Below are 18673 nucleotides of genomic sequence, written 5' to 3'. Positions count from 1 at the left end.
TCAGTCCGTGTTCGGCCCTATGAACGGCGCGATCACTTCAGGGCGTACGCGCACCAGGCGCTGCGTTTCCCGATCGAGCATTGCCCAGTTTGTCCGCGCTGAAATGATCACCTTGCCCGCTGCGCCGTAGAAATCGACCCGCCGGATCGAGGTCGCCCCCTGCGCTGCCCCGTCAATCCAGGTTTCGCCGGTCACGCTTTCGCCTTCCGCGATATTGCCGCGATAGTCGATCTCGTGCCGCACCACGACCCAGAAGAAGGCGGCGCGATCCTGAGGCCGCGCCACTGCGTCCCAATGCGCGGTGGCAATATCCTGCACCCAGCTGACCCACACCGCATTGTTGACATGCCCCAGCTCGTCGATGTGCCCGGGCAGCGCTGTGAATGAGCGGGTGAAGCGCGCGGTCAATCCTTATCCGCTTTCCCGGCCAGCCCCATCTGCCACAGGATGAAGGCGTATTCCTCCGCCACTTCGTAAAGCGAATTCCAGCGGCCTGACTTGCCGCCATGCCCTGCGCCCATATTGGTCTTGAGCAGCAGCTCGTTGCTGTCGGTCTTCACATCACGCAGCTTGGCGACCCATTTGGCCGGTTCCCAATAGGTCACACGCGGATCGTTGAGCCCGGCGGTCACCAGCAGCGGCGGATAGTCCTTCGCCACCACCTGATCGTAAGGCGAATAGCTGAGCATATAGGCGAAGGCTTCCTTGTCGATAATGGGGTTGCCCCATTCCTGCCATTCGCCCGGCGTCAGCGGCAGGCTTTCATCAAGCATTGTATTGACCACATCGACGAAGGGCACATGCGCCACCACCGCCCCGAACAGTTGGGGCGCCTGGTTGATCACCGCCCCCATCAGCTCGCCGCCAGCCGAGCCACCGCTGGCCGTGATCTTGCCCTTTTCGGTGTAGCCTTTCTCGACCAGGCCTTTCGCCACATCGACAAAGTCATTGAAGGTGTTGCGCCGCTCGAACATCTTGCCCTGCAGGTACCAGCGACGGCCGAGATCATCGCCGCCACGGATATGCGCGATGGCATAGGCGAAACCGCGGTCGATCAGGCTTAGGCGGCTGGTCGAAAAGCCCGGCGGCACGGCATAGCCATAAGCGCCATAAGCATAAAGGTGCAGCGGGCCGGCGCCCCCATCCTTATCCGGCGCGCGATCCTTGCGCATTACCACACTGACCGGAACCATGGTGCCATCGCGCGCTTCGATTTCGAAACGCGCGGTAGTGTAAAGCGAGGGATCATAGCCGCTGGGGATTTCCTGCTGTTTGAGCAGTTCAAGCTGTCCCGATCCGATATCGTAATCATAGACCGAAGCTGGCGTGACCATACTCTGGTAGGACAGCCGCAGCTTCCTCACGTCATATTCCGGGTTGTTCGACAGGCCGGTGCTGTAGCTGGCTTCGGGGAAAGCAATCGGCGTCAGTTTCGATGGATCTGCATAGGAACGGATCTGGATCTGATCGAGGCCATTCAGGCGCCCTTCGGTGACATAGAAGCCCTTGAACAGCTCGAATCCGGTCAAGTAGAACTCGTCGGACCCGGCGATCGCCGTTTGCCACTCGCCCGGCTTGTCGAGCGAGGCCTTGGCGAGGCGGAAATTGATGTGATCGTCATTGGTGTGGACATAGAGAACACCGTCGCGCACATCGACCGCGTATTCGACGCCCTTGCTGCGCGGTTTGACCAGAATCGGCTCGGCAGTGGGATTGGCGGCTGGCACCAGCCGCACTTCGCTCGTCTCATTGTCGCCGGTGGCGATGATCAGCCAGTCTTCCTGCGCCGACAGGCCGGTGCCCACCCCGAAACTCTCGTCGTCTTCCTTGTAGAGTGTGACGTCCGCATCAACCGGTGTGCCGATCACGTGCAGCTTTGCCTCAAGCGTGCGCCATTCCTCGGTCGACGGGCCGTAAACCAGCGCGGTATCATTTGCGACCCAGGTCAGGCCCCCGCGCAAATTGGTCAGCTCATCGGGCAGCAATTCGCCGGTTTCGAGATCCTTGATCCGCGCGGTGTAACGTTCCGAACCATTGGTGTCGGTCGAATAGGCGAGAAAGCGCCCGTTCTTGCTGACCGAGGCTGCTCCGAGGCGAAAATATTCATGCCCTTCCGCCAACTGGTTCTCATCGAGCATCAGCACCGCATCGCCCCCTGCCACAGGACGGCGATAGTGCTTGCGATATTGCGCGCCTTCCTCGAATTCGGACCAGTAGACCCAGTCGCCATCCTTTTGCGGCACGGTGCTGTCGTCTTCCTTGATCCGCGCCTTCATCTCTTCGAACAATGTGTCCGTCAGCGCCTGTTGCGGCGCCATGCGCGTTTCGAACCAGGCATTCTCGGCCTTGACGTAATCGAGCACGTCCTCGTCATCGACCGTGGGATAGGATTGATCTTTCAGCCAGTGATACGGGTCGCTGATCGTGATGCCGTGATGAGTGTAATTGTGCTCGCGCTTCTCGGCAATGGGCGGAGCGGACGGAGCCTTGGCTGTCACTGGTGCATTATCCTTGTCTGTGGCGGCGCTGGCTGCAGCAAGCGGCACAATGGCCATGCAGGCTGCGATCGCGCTCGATGCGATGCGAGAAAACGTCATGAGAACGGGCATCCTTCCTTGCGACCCGGTGCGGCTGGAAACATGCGCACCGGAAGACTATGACGGGTATATTTAGAGGATGGCGTGTGTGCCGCAAGCACTAAGCGCCACAAATCAGGATCAGCCAAATGCTCATGCAAACCCACGAAGCCCGCCTAAACGCCTTGCGCAAGGAATTGAAGCGCCGCGAGCTCGACGGCTTCATAGTGCCCATATCCGACGAGCACATGAGCGAATATGTCGGCGACTATGCCCAGCGGCTCAATTGGCTGACCGGCTTTGGCGGCAGCGCCGGCAGCGCTGTCGTATTGCAGGATTCGGCCGCGATCTTCGTCGACGGGCGTTACACGGTGCAGGTGCGCGATCAGGTAGATGAAAAACTGTTCGAATACCGCTCCGTACCCAAGGACACGATCGGCGGATGGATCGCCCAGCACGCCGCGAAAGGCGCGCGGATCGGCTATGATCCCTGGCTCCACAGCCGCAAATGGGTGGACGCGGTGCGCCTAGCCGCGGCCAGGAACGGCGTGGAACTGATTGCGCTTGAAAGCAATCCGATCGACGCGGTGTGGCAAGACCAGCCCGAACCGTCAGGCGCCGCCGCACTGATCCAGGATGACCGGCACGCCGGACGCTCATCATCCGAAAAACGGGCCGAAATTGCCGATTGGCTCAAGGCCGAAGGGCACGATGCGGTGGTCATATCGGCGCTCGATTCGGTTGCCTGGCTGCTCAATATCCGCGGCGCTGACATTTCGCACACACCGGTGGCGCTGAGCTATGTCATCGCACATGCCGACGGCACGGCGGAACTGTTCATTGCGCCTGAAAAACTCACGCCCGCGCTCGTCCAGCATCTCGGCAATGCCGTGACTCTGCGTGATCGCGGGGCATTTGCCGATGCGCTTGGCTCAATGGCGGGCAAGCGCGTGGCGATAGATCCCGAGTATGGCGTGGCGGCGATTGCCCAACTGCTGGAGGCTGGCGGGGCAAAGGTCAGCTTCGAGCGCGACCCCACGATCCTGCCACGCGCGATCAAGAACCCGGTCGAGCAGCAGGGGCACCGCGATGCGCAGGCCCGCGACGGCGTGGCGGTTGCGCGTTTCCTGCGCTGGCTTGAGGAAAACGCCCCCTCGGGCGAGATCGATGAACTGGGCGCCGCAGCCAAGCTCAAGCAGCTGCGCGAAGAGCTCGGCAACCTCAAGGATCTCTCGTTTGACACCATTTCGGCGGCTGCCGGTCATGCCGCGCTGCCGCATTACAAAGTGGACGAAAGCAGCAATATCCCGATCCCGCCGGGCTCGATCTATCTGGTCGATTCGGGCGGGCAATATCCCGCCGGCACAACCGACATCACCCGCACCGTATGGATCGGGACGCCAGATGGATTGGGCGAACCGACCGCAGAGATGAAGGATCGCTTCACCCGCGTGCTCAAGGGCCATATCGCGCTTGATCGGGCGGTATTCCCGCAAGGTACCGTGGGCGGTCAGCTGGATGCCTTTGCCCGCCAGTATCTGTGGCAAGCAGGCGTCGACTATGCGCATGGCACCGGGCACGGTGTGGGCAGCTTCCTTTCGGTCCATGAGGGTCCGCAGCGTATAGCCAAGCTGGGCGGCGGACAGGCAGGCGCTGATCAGGAGCTGTTTGCCGGGATGATCCTTTCTAACGAGCCCGGCTATTACAAGCAGGGCCACTTTGGCATCAGGATCGAAAACCTTGTGCTGACCGTGCAGCGCGAAATCGAAGCGGCGGAGGGGGATTACCTCGGCTTCGAAACGCTTACATTCGTGCCGATCGACCGCACGCTGGTGGAAAAGGCTCTGCTAACGCCCGATGAAATCGCCTGGTGGAACGAATATCACGCCAAGGTTCTTGGCATTCTCGCTCCGCAGCTTGAAGGAGATGATCTCGCCTGGCTTGAGCGCCATTGCGCCCCGTTATGAGCCTGCGAAGGCATGCAATTACACTTGTAAGGTCAGATTTGTTCACGTAACGTTCCGCCTGTTCGAGTCGCAATTGGGGCGACTCCATCAGGAGAGCAAGCATGATCGGATATGTGACACTTGGCACCAATGACCTTGCGCGCGCGGCGAAGTTCTATGATGCGATAGCCGAAGAGATGGGCGTCGGGCGGATGATGGATTTCGACACATTCATTGCCTGGGGAACGTGGGATGGCGGCGCTGGAATCGCCGCGACCAAGCCGTTTGACGGCAAAGAGGCCACAGTGGGCAATGGTACGATGGTGGCGATCGGGGCGGCCGACAAGGCGCAAGTCCACCGGCTCTACGATATCGCGATGGCGCATGGCGGCAGTGACGAGGGCGCACCCGGGCCGCGCGGCGAGCCCGACCAGAACGGCAAGGTGTTCTACGCCGGCTATTTCCGCGATCCTGACGGTAACAAGCTCAACGCATTCTGCATGGCGGATGCGTGACTTCTACGTTGCGCGCGGATGAATGCCGCGCATAGCGCGATACATTGCGCGACAATTTCCTGCAAAACCGGCATAATCCTGCGACGTGGCGGGGTTAGAACAACAGGACGAGCTGCGAAGGATCTGGCAACGAATTTCGGCCTGTCCCCCTGATGGCCGGGCCAACCTTCGCGGCTCCCCCGAAAAGATTGCAGGAGAATTGAATCATGCGCAAACTGACACTCACCCTATCCGCAGCCGCCCTGGCACTCGGCGCTGCGTCCATCGCCTATGCCGCGCATCACGGCGGCAAGCATGATGGAGCAGATGCCAATGGCGACGGCATTGTGACGCTGGCTGAAACCAAGGCGCACACCGCCGCCATGTTCGCCAGAATGGATGCCAACGGCGACGGCGTGATCAATGCCGAAGACCGCGCGGCACATCATGCCGAGCGCTTCGCTGAACTCGATGCCAATTCTGACGGTGAAGTCTCGCAGGAAGAAATGCAGGCAGCACGCGAAGCGCGCAAAGAGAGGATGCAGGAACGCAGCGCCGATCGGCACGCCGCGATGTTCGCCCGCGCTGATGCCGATGGCAATGGCACTTTGTCCGAAGCAGAAATGCGCGCGGCCCACGAGGCGCGGCAGTCCATGCGGCATGGCCGGATGGGCGAACACGGGGGCGAACGCGGGGGCAAGGGCGATCACGACGGCAAGATGATGCTCGGCCATGGCCGCGGCGGCGGCATGGCGATGCTTCGCCAGGCTGACACCGATGGTGACAAATCCGTGACTCGCGCCGAATTCGATGCAGCCGTCGAAGCGCGCTTCAAACAGGCAGATAGCGATGGCTCTGGCACGATTACCGCCGAAGAGCGCGCTGCCGCTCACACCGCAATGAAGGAGCGCATGCAGCAGCGCCGTGATGGCAAATAGGGTGTATGCCCCCGGTTGAGCGACAGGCAAAGCTGCGGCAAGGTGATCTGGCATGACGCTTGACGCACCCACGCAGTTACTGCTGGTCGATGACGAACCGACCCTGCGCGAACCCCTGGCCGAGTACCTAACCGGTCAGGGGTTCAGCGTGCGCCAGGCGGAAAGCGCCGCGCTGGCACGCAGTGAATTGCGCGTTCAGCGGCCTGACCTTGTTTTGCTCGATATCATGATGCCGGGCGAGGATGGACTTTCGCTGACCCGCCATCTGGTCGAAACTCAACGCGTTCCCGTGATCCTGCTGACCGCACGCGGTGAAGCAATGGACCGGATACTGGGGCTGGAAATGGGCGCGGACGACTACATCGTGAAACCATTCGAACCGCGCGAGCTGGTAGCACGGATCCGCTCCGTGCTTCGCCGAGCGGCGCAGCCACCTGCCAGCGATCCGGCAAACGGCGATCGGCACTACAGTTTCGAAGGCTGGCGGCTTGATCCCCTGAAGCGCCGCCTGACTGATCCCGAGGGCACTTTGGTGCCGATATCGACCGCCGAATTCCGTATGCTGCGCGCTTTCCTCGACCATCCGCGCGAAGTGCTCGATCGCGACCGCCTGCTCGATATGGTTCAGGGCCGTGAAGCGCACCTGTTCGATCGCGCGGTCGACAACCAGATCAGCCGCCTGCGCCGCAAGATCGAATCCGACAGCCGCGATCCGCAGCTGATCCTCACCGTTCGCGGCGGAGGTTACCGCCTGGCGGCGGATGTCACACGCCCGGCTCCGGACGCAAGGTAATGGCGCGCCTCCTTCCCCGGAGCCTGCAGGGCCAGGTCATGCTGGTGCTTGCGGTCGGACTGCTGGTGGGCCAGGCGATCTCGGGCATATTGCTCTATCGCGCCGCCGAACAGCGCCGTGACGCAAATGCAGTCAACCAGATCGCCCTGCACCTCCTCACCGCCGAGGAACGCGCCGCCCAGCGCCGCGCCATGCGAGAAGCCGTTCGTGACGCGCGCGAGCGGCCTGTAATGCCGCACGAGGAGGATCACATCGGGCCGATGCGCCGGATGATGCGGTTGGAACGATCGGGCATCGAACAAAGCGACACCCCGCCAATGCTACCCGGCGAAGTGCGGATGCCGCGCTTCGAAGCCGCGCTTGGCGAGATACTGGCCGAGCAGGGGATGTCGCCGCGCAGCATCCAGATCGTGGCGCGGCGGGGCAATGATGACCCGTTGATCGCCGCGAGCCCCCGCCTGAAGCGGCGGTTGGGCGATCTCGACTGGCGCAACAAGAAGGTGCTGGTTGCGGGGATCGAGCGCGCCGACGGGAACGGATGGACGATCGTCCGCCATCCGCTGCCTGACCGCCCGAAGGGCGCGGCAAGGACAATCCTGTTCCAGACGCTGGTCATCTTTGCGGTGCTGTTCGTGCCCCTGTTCCTGGTTCTGCGGCGCATGACCCGCCCTCTGGCCCAACTGACCGCGCGAGTTGGCGATTTCTCGCTTCGGCCGGAAAATGCGGTCCGCCTGGAAGAACGCGGCCCCCAGGACATGCGCCGCCTGATCGCTGCGCACAACGCAATGGAAGCGCGCATCGCCGCCATGCTCGACGAGAAAGACGTTATGCTGGGCGCGATCGGGCACGATCTCAAGACACCGCTCGCCGCACTGCGGGTGCGGATCGAAAGCGTTCCGGATGGAACGCAGCGTGCCCGCATGGCCGAAAGCATCGAGGATATCACCCGCACGCTGGACGATATCCTTGAACTGGCGCGGATCGGCCGGCCTGGTGAAGCGGTAGAGGTAACCGATCTCGGCGCGCTGGTCGCTTCGGTGGTGGAGGAATACGAAGATCTCGAAAAACCGGTCGAAGCGGGCGACTTACCTCGAATTGCACTGCCGCTTCGCTCGACATTGCTACGCCGCGCAATCCGCAACCTTGTCGACAACGCGCTGCGCTACGGCAAGCGTGCCCGGGTTTCAGTGGTGCAGCAGCAAGGCTGGGCAGTGATCCGCATCGAAGACGAAGGCCCGGGCATCCCGGCGCAGCAGATTGCTGTCATGCTCGAACCTTTCCAGCGCGGCGAGGCAAGCCGCAACCGCGGCACTGGCGGTGCGGGCCTGGGCCTGACGCTCGCCCGCGCGATCGCCCTTCAGCATCGCGGCGAGCTGGAGCTCGCCAATCGCCCGGAAGGCGGCCTTCGCGCGGATATCCGCTTGCCAACAGGCTGACAGGCGCTCAACCATCGACCGCCGCAGATTTCCACATTCACGAGCCGACATGGGAGAAACAATTTGCCGAACATTCTTTATGGCGCCCCGCTGTCGCTCTTTTCAGGCAAGGCACGCGCCTATTTTGACTGGAAAGGCGTGGAATATGAGGAACGGCTGCCTACGCCGGATGTCTATCGTGACGTGATTCTGCCCAATGTCGGGCGGCCGGTCATCCCGGTTGTCCAAACATCCGGCGGCGAGATCCTGCAGGATACCACCTGCATAATCGACCATTTCGAACAGGCCGAACCCGGCCCCTCGGTCTATCCTGAAACACCGCGCCAGCGGCTCGCCGCGCTGCTGCTCGAATGTTTCGGTGATGAATGGCTGGTGATCCCGGCGATGCACTATCGCTGGCACTACAATGAAGACTTTGCCTATGGCGAGTTCGGCAAGACTGCCGCGCCCGGCGCATCGGCGGAGGAACAATATCGGCTGGGCAAGGAACGCGCAGGGCCGTTTCGCGGCTCGCTGCCCATTCTTGGCGTCAACGATGAGACTGTCCCGGCGATCGAAGCCGGCTATGAAGCGCTGCTGGCCGATCTGGACTCCCATTTTGCCGAGCACGCCTTCCTCTTCGGGACACGCCCTTCGATCGGCGATTATGGCCTTATCGGTCCGCTCTATGCCCATCTCTATCGCGATCCAGCCTCGGGCGAGATCATGGAGCGGTTGGCCCCGCGCGTCGCGGCATGGGTGCGGCGCATGGTCAATGTCGAAGCGCCGCAGTCAGGTGAATTCCTGCCCAATGACGAAGTGCCGGAAACGCTTCATCCCGTTTTGCGGCGGATGATGGAGGAGCAAGTCCCGCATCTGCAGGGCGTGGCACGCATGCTGGGGGAATGGGCCCGCCACAATGAGGAAAATGAGCCGCCGCGCGGGCTGGGCATGGCAGATTTCACTATCGAGGGAATAGGCTCGCAGCGGATGGCCTTCCCGTTCAGCTTGTGGATGCTGCAACGCGGCCTTGACTATCTGGCATCGCTTTCAGGTGCGGATCGCGCCGCATGCGAGGCTCTGCTGCGCCAGGTGGGCGGCGAAGCGCTGCTGAATTTCGATTTGCCGCTGCGGCTGACGTTCGAAAACCATCGTCTTGGCATTGCGCGCTAGCGCATCAGCCCGCCGATCAAATTGCGCACAAAGCGCCCGGCGATACCGCCGCCATACTCGGTTGCGATTGCGCCGGCCGCCGAAGTGGCCGCGGATCTCATCGGATTAGCGCGCGATTTCTTGCCCAGCACAGCGGCAGCGGCGATCGAGGCGGTAGAGCCGGCCGCGGCAGCGGTCGCGCGCTTGATTGCCTTGTCCCACACCGAAGTGGTCTTGCGGCTGCGCTTGCGCACTTCTTCCTCGCCCTTTGCCTCGACTTCCGCGGCGGTTGCAGCCGCGTCGAGTGCCTTGGCGGCAAGCACCTCCATCGCGCTTTCACGATCGACCCGCATGTCATATTTGCCGTCATGCGGGCTGACAGACTGGATGATCGCGCGCTCCTTGGGCGTGACCGGGCCGAGCCGCGAGCGCGGCGGCTTGATCAGCGTGCGTTGCACCACCGTGGGTGCGCCGTCTTCATCGAGCGTGGAAACCAGCGCTTCGCCCACTTTCAGCTGGGTGATCGCTTGTTCGACATCGAGATCGGGATTGATGCGGAAGGTTTCAGCCGCAGCCTTGATTGCGCGCTGATCACGCGGGGTGAAGGCACGCAGCGCGTGCTGCACACGGTTGCCGAGCTGGCCAGCGATCTCTTCCGGGATGTCGATCGGGTTCTGCGTGACGAAATAGACCCCAACGCCCTTCGACCGGATCAGGCGCACGACCTGTTCGATCTTGTCCTCAAGCGCCTTGGGCGCATCGTCGAACAACAGGTGCGCCTCGTCGAAAAAGAACACCAGCTTGGGCTTTTCCGGGTCGCCCACTTCGGGCAGGCTTTCGAACAATTCCGCCAGCAGCCACAGCAGGAAAGTGGCATAAAGCTTGGGGCTGCGCATCAACTGATCGGCAGCCAGCACATTAATTATGCCGCGGCCCTGTTCGTCCAGCTTCAGGAAATCGTCAATTTCGAGCGCCGGCTCGCCAAAGAACCGGTCCGCGCCCTGCGCCTCGAAACTCAGTAATTGGCGCTGGATTGTGCCAACTGTGGGCTTGGCCACGTTGCCATACTTGCCGGACAGTTCAGCGGCATTCTCCGCTGCCCAGGCCAGCACCGCCTGCAGATCGGCAAAGTCCAGCAGCAACAGCCCGTTCTCGTCAGCGTGGCGGAACACGATCTGCAGCACGCCTTCCTGCGTGTCGTTGAGATCGAGCAGGCGCGCCAGCAGCAGCGGCCCCATTTCGGAAATCGTAGTGCGGATCGGGTGGCCCTGTTCACCATAAAGGTCCCAGAACACCACCGGGTTGTCGGAATAGGCATAATCCTCCATGCCCAGTTCCTTCGCGCGCGACTCCAGCTTGTCGGCATGCTTGAAAGTAGGCGATCCGGGCAGGGCAACGCCCGACAAATCGCCTTTCACATCTGCGACAAAGACCGGCACGCCCTCGGCAGAGAAGCTCTCAGCCAGTCCCTGCAAAGTCACCGTCTTGCCGGTTCCGGTGGCTCCCGCGATCAAACCATGACGGTTGGCCCGCGACAAATCGAGATATTGCTTCTCGCCATTGGCGGCGAGGCCCATGAAAATGCTATTCATGATGGTTGCCGGTGTCCCTTCGCCCGAGAATTGCGACATTCTGTGTGGCGCACCGCAGGCAGCGCGGTCAAGTGCTCGACTTGCTGGCGCGATAAGCTAAGGCGTGAATCATGAGCCAGGCCGCTCCCTTTATCCTGCTTGACGATGCGCGCGGCGTCGATCCCGCTGCGGCGCACCTGTTCGAGAATCCGCGCAAGCTGTTCGTCGCGCAGCGGGCAGATGAAGTGGCCGATGTGCTGGCCGCGGCAGATGCCGCACGGCTCGCAAGTGGTGCAACGCTGGCGGGCTATCTCGCTTACGAGGCAGGGCTGGCGCTTGAGCCAAAACTGGCGCCGCTGGCCGATGCGCGAACCGGCGCGGCAGGCCCGCTTGTGTGGCTCGGCCTGTTCGATGAGACGCGCGAACTTGCCGCCGATGAAGTGCCGCTATGGCTTGCCTCGCGCGCCAGCGGCGAGGCTTCGCTTGGCCCGTTGGAGCCGCAGCTTTCCGCCGGCGGTTACCAGGCGGCATTCGCGCGGTTGCAGGAAGCGATCCGCGCAGGCGACATCTTTCAGGTCAACCTGACTTACCGGCTCGCCGGCTCATATCGTGGCGATCCGCTCGCGCTCTATGCTGCGCTGCGCCCCGCCGCCGAAGCGGGCTACGGCGGGGTGATCTTCGACGGGTCGCATTGGCTGCTGAGCCTCAGCCCCGAGCTGTTCGTCTCGCTCCGAGGCGGCGAAGCCAAGGTCAAGCCGATGAAGGGCACTCGCCCGCGCGGTGCAACCGAGGCGGCGGATCGTGCGCTGGCCGATGACCTGGCCAATTCGGCCAAGGACAGGGCTGAAAACCTGATGATTGTCGACCTGATGCGCAACGATCTTGGCCGCGTGGCCGAAGCGGGCAGCGTGCGGGTGGACGCGCCCTTCACCGTCGAATCCTATCCAACGGTTCACCAGATGGTTTCCACCGTGCGGGCGCGGCTGCAAACCGGCATCGGCGCGGCTGACCTGATCCGCGCTATCTTCCCCTGCGGCTCGATCACCGGTGCACCCAAGATCCGCGCGATGGAACTGATCGACGAGATCGAACGCGATGCGCGCGGCCCCTATTGCGGGGCGATCGGGCGGATCGATCCAAATGGCGATGCTGCCTTCAATGTGGCGATCCGCACGCTGCGGCTGACGCCCGAGGAAAACGATCGCGGGCGCGCGGTTATGGGGGTGGGCTCAGCCATCGTGGCAGATAGCGAAGCCATGGCCGAACGGCGCGAATGCGACGTCAAGGCAGGCTTCCTGCGCCGCAGCGCGCCAAATCACCGCGCGGCGGATTGCGATCTGATCGAGACCATGCTGTTCGATCCCGAGAGCGGCATCGACCTGCTCGAACTGCATCTGGAGCGGATCAAGGCCTCGGCGCATGAGCTGGGTTTTTCTTTCGATCGCCATGCCGCGCGCAACCAGATTCAGGCGCTGTGCTTTAACCTGGAGACGCGCGCCAAACTGCGCCTGCTGGCTTCGCGCCGGGGCGCGCTGGCGCTGGAAGCTGGGCCTGCTCCCGAACCAGCAGGCGAGCCCCTGGCCTGCATCGCGCTGCCGCTGCCGGTCGATCCGGGCGACTGGCGGCTGCGGCACAAGACCAGCGACCGCGGGTTCTATGAAGAGGCGTTGGCCGCAGCACACAGCGAGGGCGCAGACGAAGCGCTGCTGGTGCATCCATCAGGCCTGGTGAGCGAAGGCAGCTTCACCAACATCTTCGTCGAGCGGAACGGGGCGCTGGTTACCCCGCCCGCCGCACTCGGCCTGCTGCCCGGCGTGCTGCGCCGATCGCTGATTGAAGCGGGCAAGGCGCACGAAGCAGAATTGGCGCTGGATGACCTTGCGGATGGTTTCTGGCTCGGCAATGCCGTGCGCGGGCTGGTAAAGGCAAGGCTACTGATATGATCGAAATACTTTATGAAGATGGCGAGGCACTGGTCATCAACAAACCCGGCGGGCTACCGATCGAGCGACCGCGCCGGGGCGGACCTTCGCTTGAAGACCACCTCGACCAGCTGAAGCTCGGCTTCCAGCGCGCGCCGATGCCGGTCCACCGGCTTGACACCGATACCAGTGGCTGCCTGCTGCTGGCGCGCAACCCCAAGGCACTGGCGCGCCTGTCCCGCGCGTTCGAGGATCGGGCGGTTTCGAAAAGCTATCTTGGCCTGGTGGCGGGCGAGCTGAGCGAGAAGGAAGGCCGGATCGAGCTGGCGCTGTCCAAGATCAGCTCCAAAGAGGCTGGCTGGCGCATGATCCCGGCCCGAAAGGGCAAACCGTCGATCACGGATTGGCACCTTCTCTGGGTGGGCAAGGGATTCTCGCTGGTCCAGTTCCGCCCGGTTACGGGCCGCACGCACCAGATCCGCGTACATGCCGCTGCCGGACTGGGCTTCCCACTGGTAGGCGATCCGGTTTACGGCCAGGTTGATCCGCGTTGCCGCCGTACCATGCTGCACGCCTCTTCGCTGGTGGTACGGCGAGGGGCCAAAACCCCGATCATCGCTACCAGCCCGGTTCCGGCGGATTTTTCCGCATTCGGTATCGCCCCGATGGAACAATGGACAAGCCCGGCTTGATAGACCGCGCATTCGCGCTGGCCGAGGAAAGCTTCCTCGCCGGAAGCGGGCCGGGCGGGCAGAACGCCAATAAAGTGGCCACCACAGTGCAATTGCGGGTCGATGTGTTCCAGCTTGGATTGCCGCCGGATGCGTTCGGCAGATTGAAGGATATTGCCGGAAGCAAGCTGACCAAGGATGGCGAGATCGTGCTGACCGCGCGCGAATACCGCACCCGAGAACAGAACCGCGAGGCGGCGCGCGAAAGGCTCGCGGCGCTGCTGGAGGAGGCGCTTGTCCCTGCGAAGAAGCGCGCCCGATCACGGCTGAACCGCGTGGGTAAAGCCCAGCGACTGAAACAGAAGAAAGCGCGCGGCGACGTGAAATCCAAACGGGGCAAGGTCAACCGTTCAGATTGGTGAGTCTTGCTTGACTTTCGCGGCAGAATCACCCAATGGCGCGCCTCTGGAAGGCGGTGCGGCACGCGCCGCCCGTATTTTTTCGGCTGATGACCAGCCTTTTTGCAAGCTTTAGGATACCGTCATGGCGAAGCCAGCAACCGTCAAGATCAAGCTCGTCTCGACCGCGGACACGGGCTTCTATTATGTGACGAAGAAGAACCCGCGCAACATCACCGAGAAGATGACTTTCCGCAAGTATGACCCGGTCGTGCGCAAGCATGTCGAGTTCAAGGAAGCCAAGATCAAGTGATCTTGCTGAACGGCTGAACGCCAACAGGTTCAGTGACAGTTCAACGCAACGCCGGTAAGGCGCGCTGCATGGACAAGTTCAAACCCTTTACCAAACGCCCGTTGCGCACCGCGCTGGCGGGCGCTTTGTTATGCACGCTGCCCGCAGGAGCAGTCATCGCACCGCCTGCTACGGCTCAATCTGCCGCCGGCGATCTTGACCGCGCGGTCAGCGCGCTGCGTGCAGTGTCAACCTTGCGCGCAGACTTTTCACAGACAGACCGCCAGGGTCAGGTTGCGACGGGGGTGATGACGCTTGCGCGTGGCGGCAAGATCCGCTTCCAGTACGGGAATGACGTTCCCCTGCTGATCGTTTCGAACGGGAAATCGCTCTACCTCATCGATTACGAGGTCAATCAGGTTCAGCGCTGGCCGATCCGCAATTCGCCGCTCGGCGCACTGCTTGATCCTGATCGCGACATCTCGCGTTATGGCAAGCTGGTGCCGACGGGCAATCCCGACGTGGTCAGCATCGAAGTTCGCGACCCCAAGCGCCCCGAATTCGGCATGATAACGATGATCTTCGTGCGCGACGCCAAGGCGCCGGGCGGGCTCGAGCTCAATACATGGGTGGCTCTCGATGCGCAGAACAATCGCACCACCGTGCGGCTGCGCAACCATCGCTATGGAGTCGCGGTGGATGACAGTGCTTTTCGCTTCCGCGATCCGCGCCAATCGTCTCGTCGACCGCGCTGAACGGTTCGACCGCGCGCGGTTGTAAGAATACGACAAGACGCTGCATCCCATTCATTTACGCGAAAGCTGAAAGCGCCTAGTTTACATGGGCAAGGCAAGCGAAGGCGGGTTTCCCCCCTGTTGCCCCAACCTTCAACAAGGCTGCCTTGCAACAGCGTGACGAACGCTCAAAAAGGACCCTCGTGCCAATGCCCCCGGCACGAGGGTTTCTTTTTTGGATTCGGTATTGGTTGGCTGCGGTTTGCGCTAATCATTCCAGCCAAGTGCCTTGACGATAATGTCGTAGATCAGGTTTTGCTCGATCACGCCGCGCACGCGCTCTGCACCAGGGCCCTGGCCGTATAGCGCCACATCCTCGCCGCCATGCGTTTCGCTGCCCATGGGAACGGTCGCCTGCTGGTGCGCATGAACTCCGGTTTCGGGCATCGGTCGCTCAGCCATGTTCGCAATCGCGCCCGGGCCGTTACCATAACCCAGGGTAGTGTAAGGCTTGCCGTCTGCGGCCAGCCTCGGCCCGCCTGCGGTACCGGCATGCTCCGCATCCCTCTCGCCCGGGGGCACGACCAGTCCCAGGATCGGATTACCGCGCCTGGGATATCCGGCCATGGTGAATACATGGCTGTGATCCGCCGTCACCAGGATCAGCGTCTCGTCTGGATCTGTGTTGTCGATCGCATACTGGATCGCGCGGGCAAACTCGACCGCTTCCCCCAGCGCATAGCCCGCCTGCCCGGCATGGTGGCCGTGATCGATCCGTCCTCCTTCAACCATCAGGTAATAGCCGTCAGGGTCCTGATCGAGCCGCCCGATGGCAGCGGCGGTCATTTCGGTCAGCGTTGGCTCGGCCGAGTCCCCGGCCCGGTCAACCATGTAGGTCATATGGCTGGGTGAAAACAGGCCCAGCACCGGCTTGCCTTGCGGGGCCGCTTCGAGCTCCGCCGCAGTTTCAACATAGCTGCCCCCGCTTGCCGCGGTCCATGCAGCGGGCAAATCGGCACCGGGGTCAAGCCTTCGCCCGCCCTGCTCGCCGCCGAAGAAAACTGCACGCCCCCCGCCCAAGGCGACATCAAACTGCTTGGATACAAGCTGGCTGGCGATATCGGTGCAGCCCTTGCCGCGCTGTGCCTTGGGAATCGCGGCATCGGATTCCCAGTCGCGATCGGGCGCATGGGCATAGACCGCCGCCGGGGTCGCATGGGTGATCCGCGTGGTCGTGACAATTCCCAGCGCCAGCCCGCGTTGCTTCACCTGTTCGCCAAGCAACGGCAGCCGGTGCTGCAGCGAGGCCGCGCAATCGCCGCGCCGCGCCTCCGGGCCAACGCCCAGCATGCCGATATTGGTCTTTTTCCCGGTATGCATCGCGCTGGTCGTGCCCGCGCTGTCAGCCACCTGGGCATTGGTATTGTAGGTCTTCACCAGTGCCACATTGCCGAACCTCTCGAACGGCAGAACATGTTCCTCACCGCTCAGGCCAAGCTTCTGCCCGGCATAGATCCGCGCGGCGGTAACCGTGGAGATGCCCATCCCGTCACCGATGAACAGGATGACATTCTTTGCCTTTGGCGCCGGGGCTTTGATTGGCACGGCAGAAGCACTGGCAACCGAACTCCGGGTCTGGGGCGCCGGCACACAAGCGCCAAGCGGCAATGCCAATGCTGCCGTGAGAATGATCGAAAGGTGCAGGCGGGTCACGGGGTAATCTCCTTGCCTTGGGAGCTTCGCTATCGGCAACCAATGTGACGGGAAAGAGAAAGCTGCGACTGGACCGATAAGATTGCGCACCCTAAGTGCTGTGCGCATGGTTTCTATCGCTACCTGGAACATCAATTCGGTGCGGCTGCGGCTGCCGATCGTCGAGCGCTTCCTCAAGGAGGAGGCACCCGATGTCCTATGCCTGCAGGAAATCAAATGCCAGGAACACCAGTTTCCGGCCAAGGCGCTGGCCGAGCTTGGCTATGAGCATCAGGCGATCCACGGGCAAAAGGGCTATCACGGGGTCGCGACTGTAAGCCGCATTCCGCTGAGGGAATTCAGCCGCCACGATTGGCAGGATAATGGCGAGGCGCGCCATGTGGGCGTGGAACTGCTCGGCCCTGGCCAGGGGATGATTCTGGAGAACGTCTATGTTCCCGCAGGCGGCGACGAGCCCGACCGAGAGATCAACCCCAAATTCGGTCAGAAGCTCGATTTCCTGGCCCGGATGACCGCGTGGGCCGGAAAGGTTGATCGCCCGACGATGATCGTGGGCGATTTCAACATTGCCCCGCTCGAAAGCGATGTGTGGAACCACAAGCAGCTGCTCAAGGTCGTGAGCCACACACCGGTCGAGGTCGAAACGCTCGAACGCTTCCAGCAGGCTCATGGCTGGGTTGACCTGGGGCGAGAGTTTATTCGTGACCCCCAGCGTTACTACAGCTGGTGGAGCTACCGCGCGAAGGACTGGAAAGCGAATGACCGTGGGCGACGGCTCGATCACATGTGGGCCAGCCCCGAGCTTGCGAAACAAGCTACCAGCCACCGCCTGCGCGAAGATGCACGCGACTGGGGCAAGCCCAGCGACCATATCCCGCTGGTGACGGAGTTTACGCTCTGACTTTGGTCACGCCTTCCCCTTCGCGCCGGGTCGCGCAAGCGGTGGATGCCTTGCGTCACGGCTGGCCATTGCAGTTTGTCGGGGGGCCATGTTTGTTGCCCGCTGAAACCGCAATAGCTGCTGACGCGGCATCGCAGCACATGCTGATCTCCGCAGCCCGCGCCGCCACGCTCAAGCTTGCCAACCAGCGCGAGGCGGCAGTTCCGCATGCCCCGGTGCTGATCCGAGCGGGTGAGCCATTCACCCTTGCGGAGGCGCGCGCCGTAGCAGACCCGGCGCTCGACCTGATCCATCCGCTCAAGGGCCCATACAAGGCCGAAGCGCTGGATTGGCGCGAAGTAGCGGAGGCTGCGCTGGAACTGGCGCGGATCGCGGGTATCCTGCCAGCATATCTCGTCGATCCGGCTGGAGCGGGAGAAGCTGTGCCAGTTGCAGCCAGCGATCTTGCCGCATGGGCTGACCGCGCGCAGCTGGGCATCGCCACGCGCGCCCACCTGCCGGTTGCAGCGTGCGAAAGTGCCGAAATCGTGGCTTTCCGCAGCGCGGATGACACGCGCGAGCATGTCGCGCTGGTGATTGGCGAGCAGCGCGGAGATGTAGTGCCGCTGGTGCGGCTGCACTCCGAATGTCTGACCGGCGACATCCTCGGCAGCCTCAAATGCGATTGCGGGCCGCAACTGGATGCGGCGCTCGCGGCAATGGCCGAAGAAGCTGACAAAGGTGGCTGGGGGGCGTTGCTCTATTTGCGACAGGAAGGGCGCGGGATCGGCCTTGTCAACAAGCTGCGCGCCTATCGCTTGCAGGACCAGGGCTTTGACACCGTCGAAGCCAATGAGCGGCTCGGCTTGCCCGATGAAGCGCGCGATTTCCCCACCGCTGCACGCATGCTGGAACTGCTTGGCGCACACGAAGTGCGCTTGATGACCAACAATCCGAAGAAGGTCGCTGCGCTCGAAGCCGCAGGCATAACCGTCAGCGAGCGCGTGCCGCATCAGCTGGCCGACAACCCGCACAATGCCCGCTACCTGGCGACCAAGCGCGACAGGTCTGGTCACCTGCTCGAGTAGTCGCAGCAAACGGTTCACCGATTAATACTTGGCTCGGTGCAATTGCTAAGGCTATGCCAGCAAGCCGCGCAAAAGCGCACAAGTTCCTGG

17 protein-coding genes are annotated in these 18673 nt (G+C 62.6%); 13 read left to right on the top strand and 4 right to left on the bottom strand.

Going from position 1 to position 18673, the window contains the following annotated elements:
* Both ACX2DJ_RS03545 and ACX2DJ_RS03540 read right to left on the bottom strand, forming a co-directional pair.
* Complete coding sequence (locus ACX2DJ_RS03545) at nucleotides 1-408, bottom strand: acyl-CoA thioesterase (protein ID WP_462571033.1); 408 nt, start codon at nucleotides 406-408, stop codon at nucleotides 1-3.
* Nucleotides 405-2597 (bottom strand): S9 family peptidase, encoded by a 2193-nt coding sequence (locus tag ACX2DJ_RS03540; RefSeq protein WP_462571032.1) that lies wholly within the window; start codon nucleotides 2595-2597, stop codon nucleotides 405-407. Before ACX2DJ_RS03540 ends, ACX2DJ_RS03545 begins: the two co-directional genes overlap by 4 nt.
* A 128-nt stretch (nucleotides 2598-2725) precedes the next feature.
* Between ACX2DJ_RS03540 and ACX2DJ_RS03535 the strand changes: the two genes are divergently transcribed.
* The 6 genes from ACX2DJ_RS03535 to ACX2DJ_RS03510 all read left to right on the top strand — a co-directional run bounded on the left by ACX2DJ_RS03535 (nucleotide 2726) and on the right by ACX2DJ_RS03510 (nucleotide 9335).
* Nucleotides 2726-4543 carry an aminopeptidase P family protein gene (locus tag ACX2DJ_RS03535; protein ID WP_462571031.1) on the top strand — a complete coding sequence of 606 codons (1818 nt, stop codon included), beginning with the start codon at nucleotides 2726-2728 and terminating at the stop codon, nucleotides 4541-4543.
* Nucleotides 4544-4644: 101 nt separating this feature from the next.
* Nucleotides 4645-5037 (top strand): VOC family protein, encoded by a 393-nt coding sequence (locus ACX2DJ_RS03530; protein WP_462571030.1) that lies wholly within the window; start codon nucleotides 4645-4647, stop codon nucleotides 5035-5037.
* A gap of 206 nt (nucleotides 5038-5243) precedes the next feature.
* Nucleotides 5244-5954 (top strand): hypothetical protein, encoded by a 711-nt coding sequence (locus ACX2DJ_RS03525; RefSeq protein ID WP_462571029.1) that lies wholly within the window; start codon nucleotides 5244-5246, stop codon nucleotides 5952-5954.
* 52 nt (nucleotides 5955-6006) lie between these two features.
* Complete coding sequence (locus tag ACX2DJ_RS03520; RefSeq protein WP_462571028.1) at nucleotides 6007-6747, top strand: response regulator; 741 nt, start codon at nucleotides 6007-6009, stop codon at nucleotides 6745-6747.
* On the top strand, nucleotides 6747-8183 hold the full coding sequence (locus ACX2DJ_RS03515) for an ATP-binding protein (RefSeq protein WP_462571027.1): 1437 nt from the start codon (nucleotides 6747-6749) through the stop codon (nucleotides 8181-8183). Before ACX2DJ_RS03520 ends, ACX2DJ_RS03515 begins: the two co-directional genes overlap by 1 nt.
* Nucleotides 8184-8246: 63 nt before the next feature.
* Nucleotides 8247-9335: a glutathione S-transferase gene (locus tag ACX2DJ_RS03510; RefSeq protein WP_462571026.1), complete on the top strand. Its 1089-nt coding sequence runs from the start codon at nucleotides 8247-8249 to the stop codon at nucleotides 9333-9335.
* On the opposite strand, the gene ACX2DJ_RS03505 is transcribed toward ACX2DJ_RS03510, so the two are convergent.
* Nucleotides 9332-10906 (bottom strand): helicase HerA-like domain-containing protein, encoded by a 1575-nt coding sequence (locus ACX2DJ_RS03505; RefSeq protein WP_462571025.1) that lies wholly within the window; start codon nucleotides 10904-10906, stop codon nucleotides 9332-9334. The two genes, ACX2DJ_RS03510 and ACX2DJ_RS03505, sit on opposite strands and share 4 nt — an antisense overlap.
* A 110-nt stretch (nucleotides 10907-11016) precedes the next feature.
* Between ACX2DJ_RS03505 and pabB the strand changes: the two genes are divergently transcribed.
* The 5 genes from pabB (at nucleotide 11017) to ACX2DJ_RS03480 (ending at nucleotide 14923) form a co-directional block, all read left to right on the top strand.
* Nucleotides 11017-12828 carry an aminodeoxychorismate synthase component I gene (gene pabB, locus ACX2DJ_RS03500; RefSeq protein WP_462571024.1) on the top strand — a complete coding sequence of 604 codons (1812 nt, stop codon included), beginning with the start codon at nucleotides 11017-11019 and terminating at the stop codon, nucleotides 12826-12828.
* Nucleotides 12825-13499 carry an RluA family pseudouridine synthase gene (locus ACX2DJ_RS03495; protein WP_462571023.1) on the top strand — a complete coding sequence of 225 codons (675 nt, stop codon included), beginning with the start codon at nucleotides 12825-12827 and terminating at the stop codon, nucleotides 13497-13499. Before pabB ends, ACX2DJ_RS03495 begins: the two co-directional genes overlap by 4 nt.
* Nucleotides 13481-13900 carry an alternative ribosome rescue aminoacyl-tRNA hydrolase ArfB gene (gene arfB, locus ACX2DJ_RS03490; protein WP_462571022.1) on the top strand — a complete coding sequence of 140 codons (420 nt, stop codon included), beginning with the start codon at nucleotides 13481-13483 and terminating at the stop codon, nucleotides 13898-13900. Before ACX2DJ_RS03495 ends, arfB begins: the two co-directional genes overlap by 19 nt.
* Nucleotides 13901-14021: 121 nt before the next feature.
* Complete coding sequence (rpmG, locus tag ACX2DJ_RS03485) at nucleotides 14022-14189, top strand: 50S ribosomal protein L33 (RefSeq protein WP_010233410.1); 168 nt, start codon at nucleotides 14022-14024, stop codon at nucleotides 14187-14189.
* Nucleotides 14190-14257: 68 nt separating this feature from the next.
* Nucleotides 14258-14923: a LolA family protein gene (locus ACX2DJ_RS03480; RefSeq protein ID WP_462571021.1), complete on the top strand. Its 666-nt coding sequence runs from the start codon at nucleotides 14258-14260 to the stop codon at nucleotides 14921-14923.
* Nucleotides 14924-15169: 246 nt separating this feature from the next.
* On the opposite strand, the gene ACX2DJ_RS03475 is transcribed toward ACX2DJ_RS03480, so the two are convergent.
* Nucleotides 15170-16615 carry an alkaline phosphatase gene (locus tag ACX2DJ_RS03475; protein ID WP_462571020.1) on the bottom strand — a complete coding sequence of 482 codons (1446 nt, stop codon included), beginning with the start codon at nucleotides 16613-16615 and terminating at the stop codon, nucleotides 15170-15172.
* Between the two features lie 106 nt (nucleotides 16616-16721).
* Between ACX2DJ_RS03475 and ACX2DJ_RS03470 the strand changes: the two genes are divergently transcribed.
* Nucleotides 16722-17516 carry an exodeoxyribonuclease III gene (locus ACX2DJ_RS03470; RefSeq protein ID WP_462571019.1) on the top strand — a complete coding sequence of 265 codons (795 nt, stop codon included), beginning with the start codon at nucleotides 16722-16724 and terminating at the stop codon, nucleotides 17514-17516.
* Nucleotides 17465-18583: a GTP cyclohydrolase II gene (gene ribA / locus ACX2DJ_RS03465; protein WP_462572539.1), complete on the top strand. Its 1119-nt coding sequence runs from the start codon at nucleotides 17465-17467 to the stop codon at nucleotides 18581-18583. Before ACX2DJ_RS03470 ends, ribA begins: the two co-directional genes overlap by 52 nt.
* The last annotated feature ends 90 nt before the right edge of the window (nucleotides 18584-18673 follow it).

It is taken from the genome of Altererythrobacter chaiwopuensis, assembly GCF_054957755.1.
This window is presented reverse-complemented; position numbering and strand designations above follow the sequence as displayed.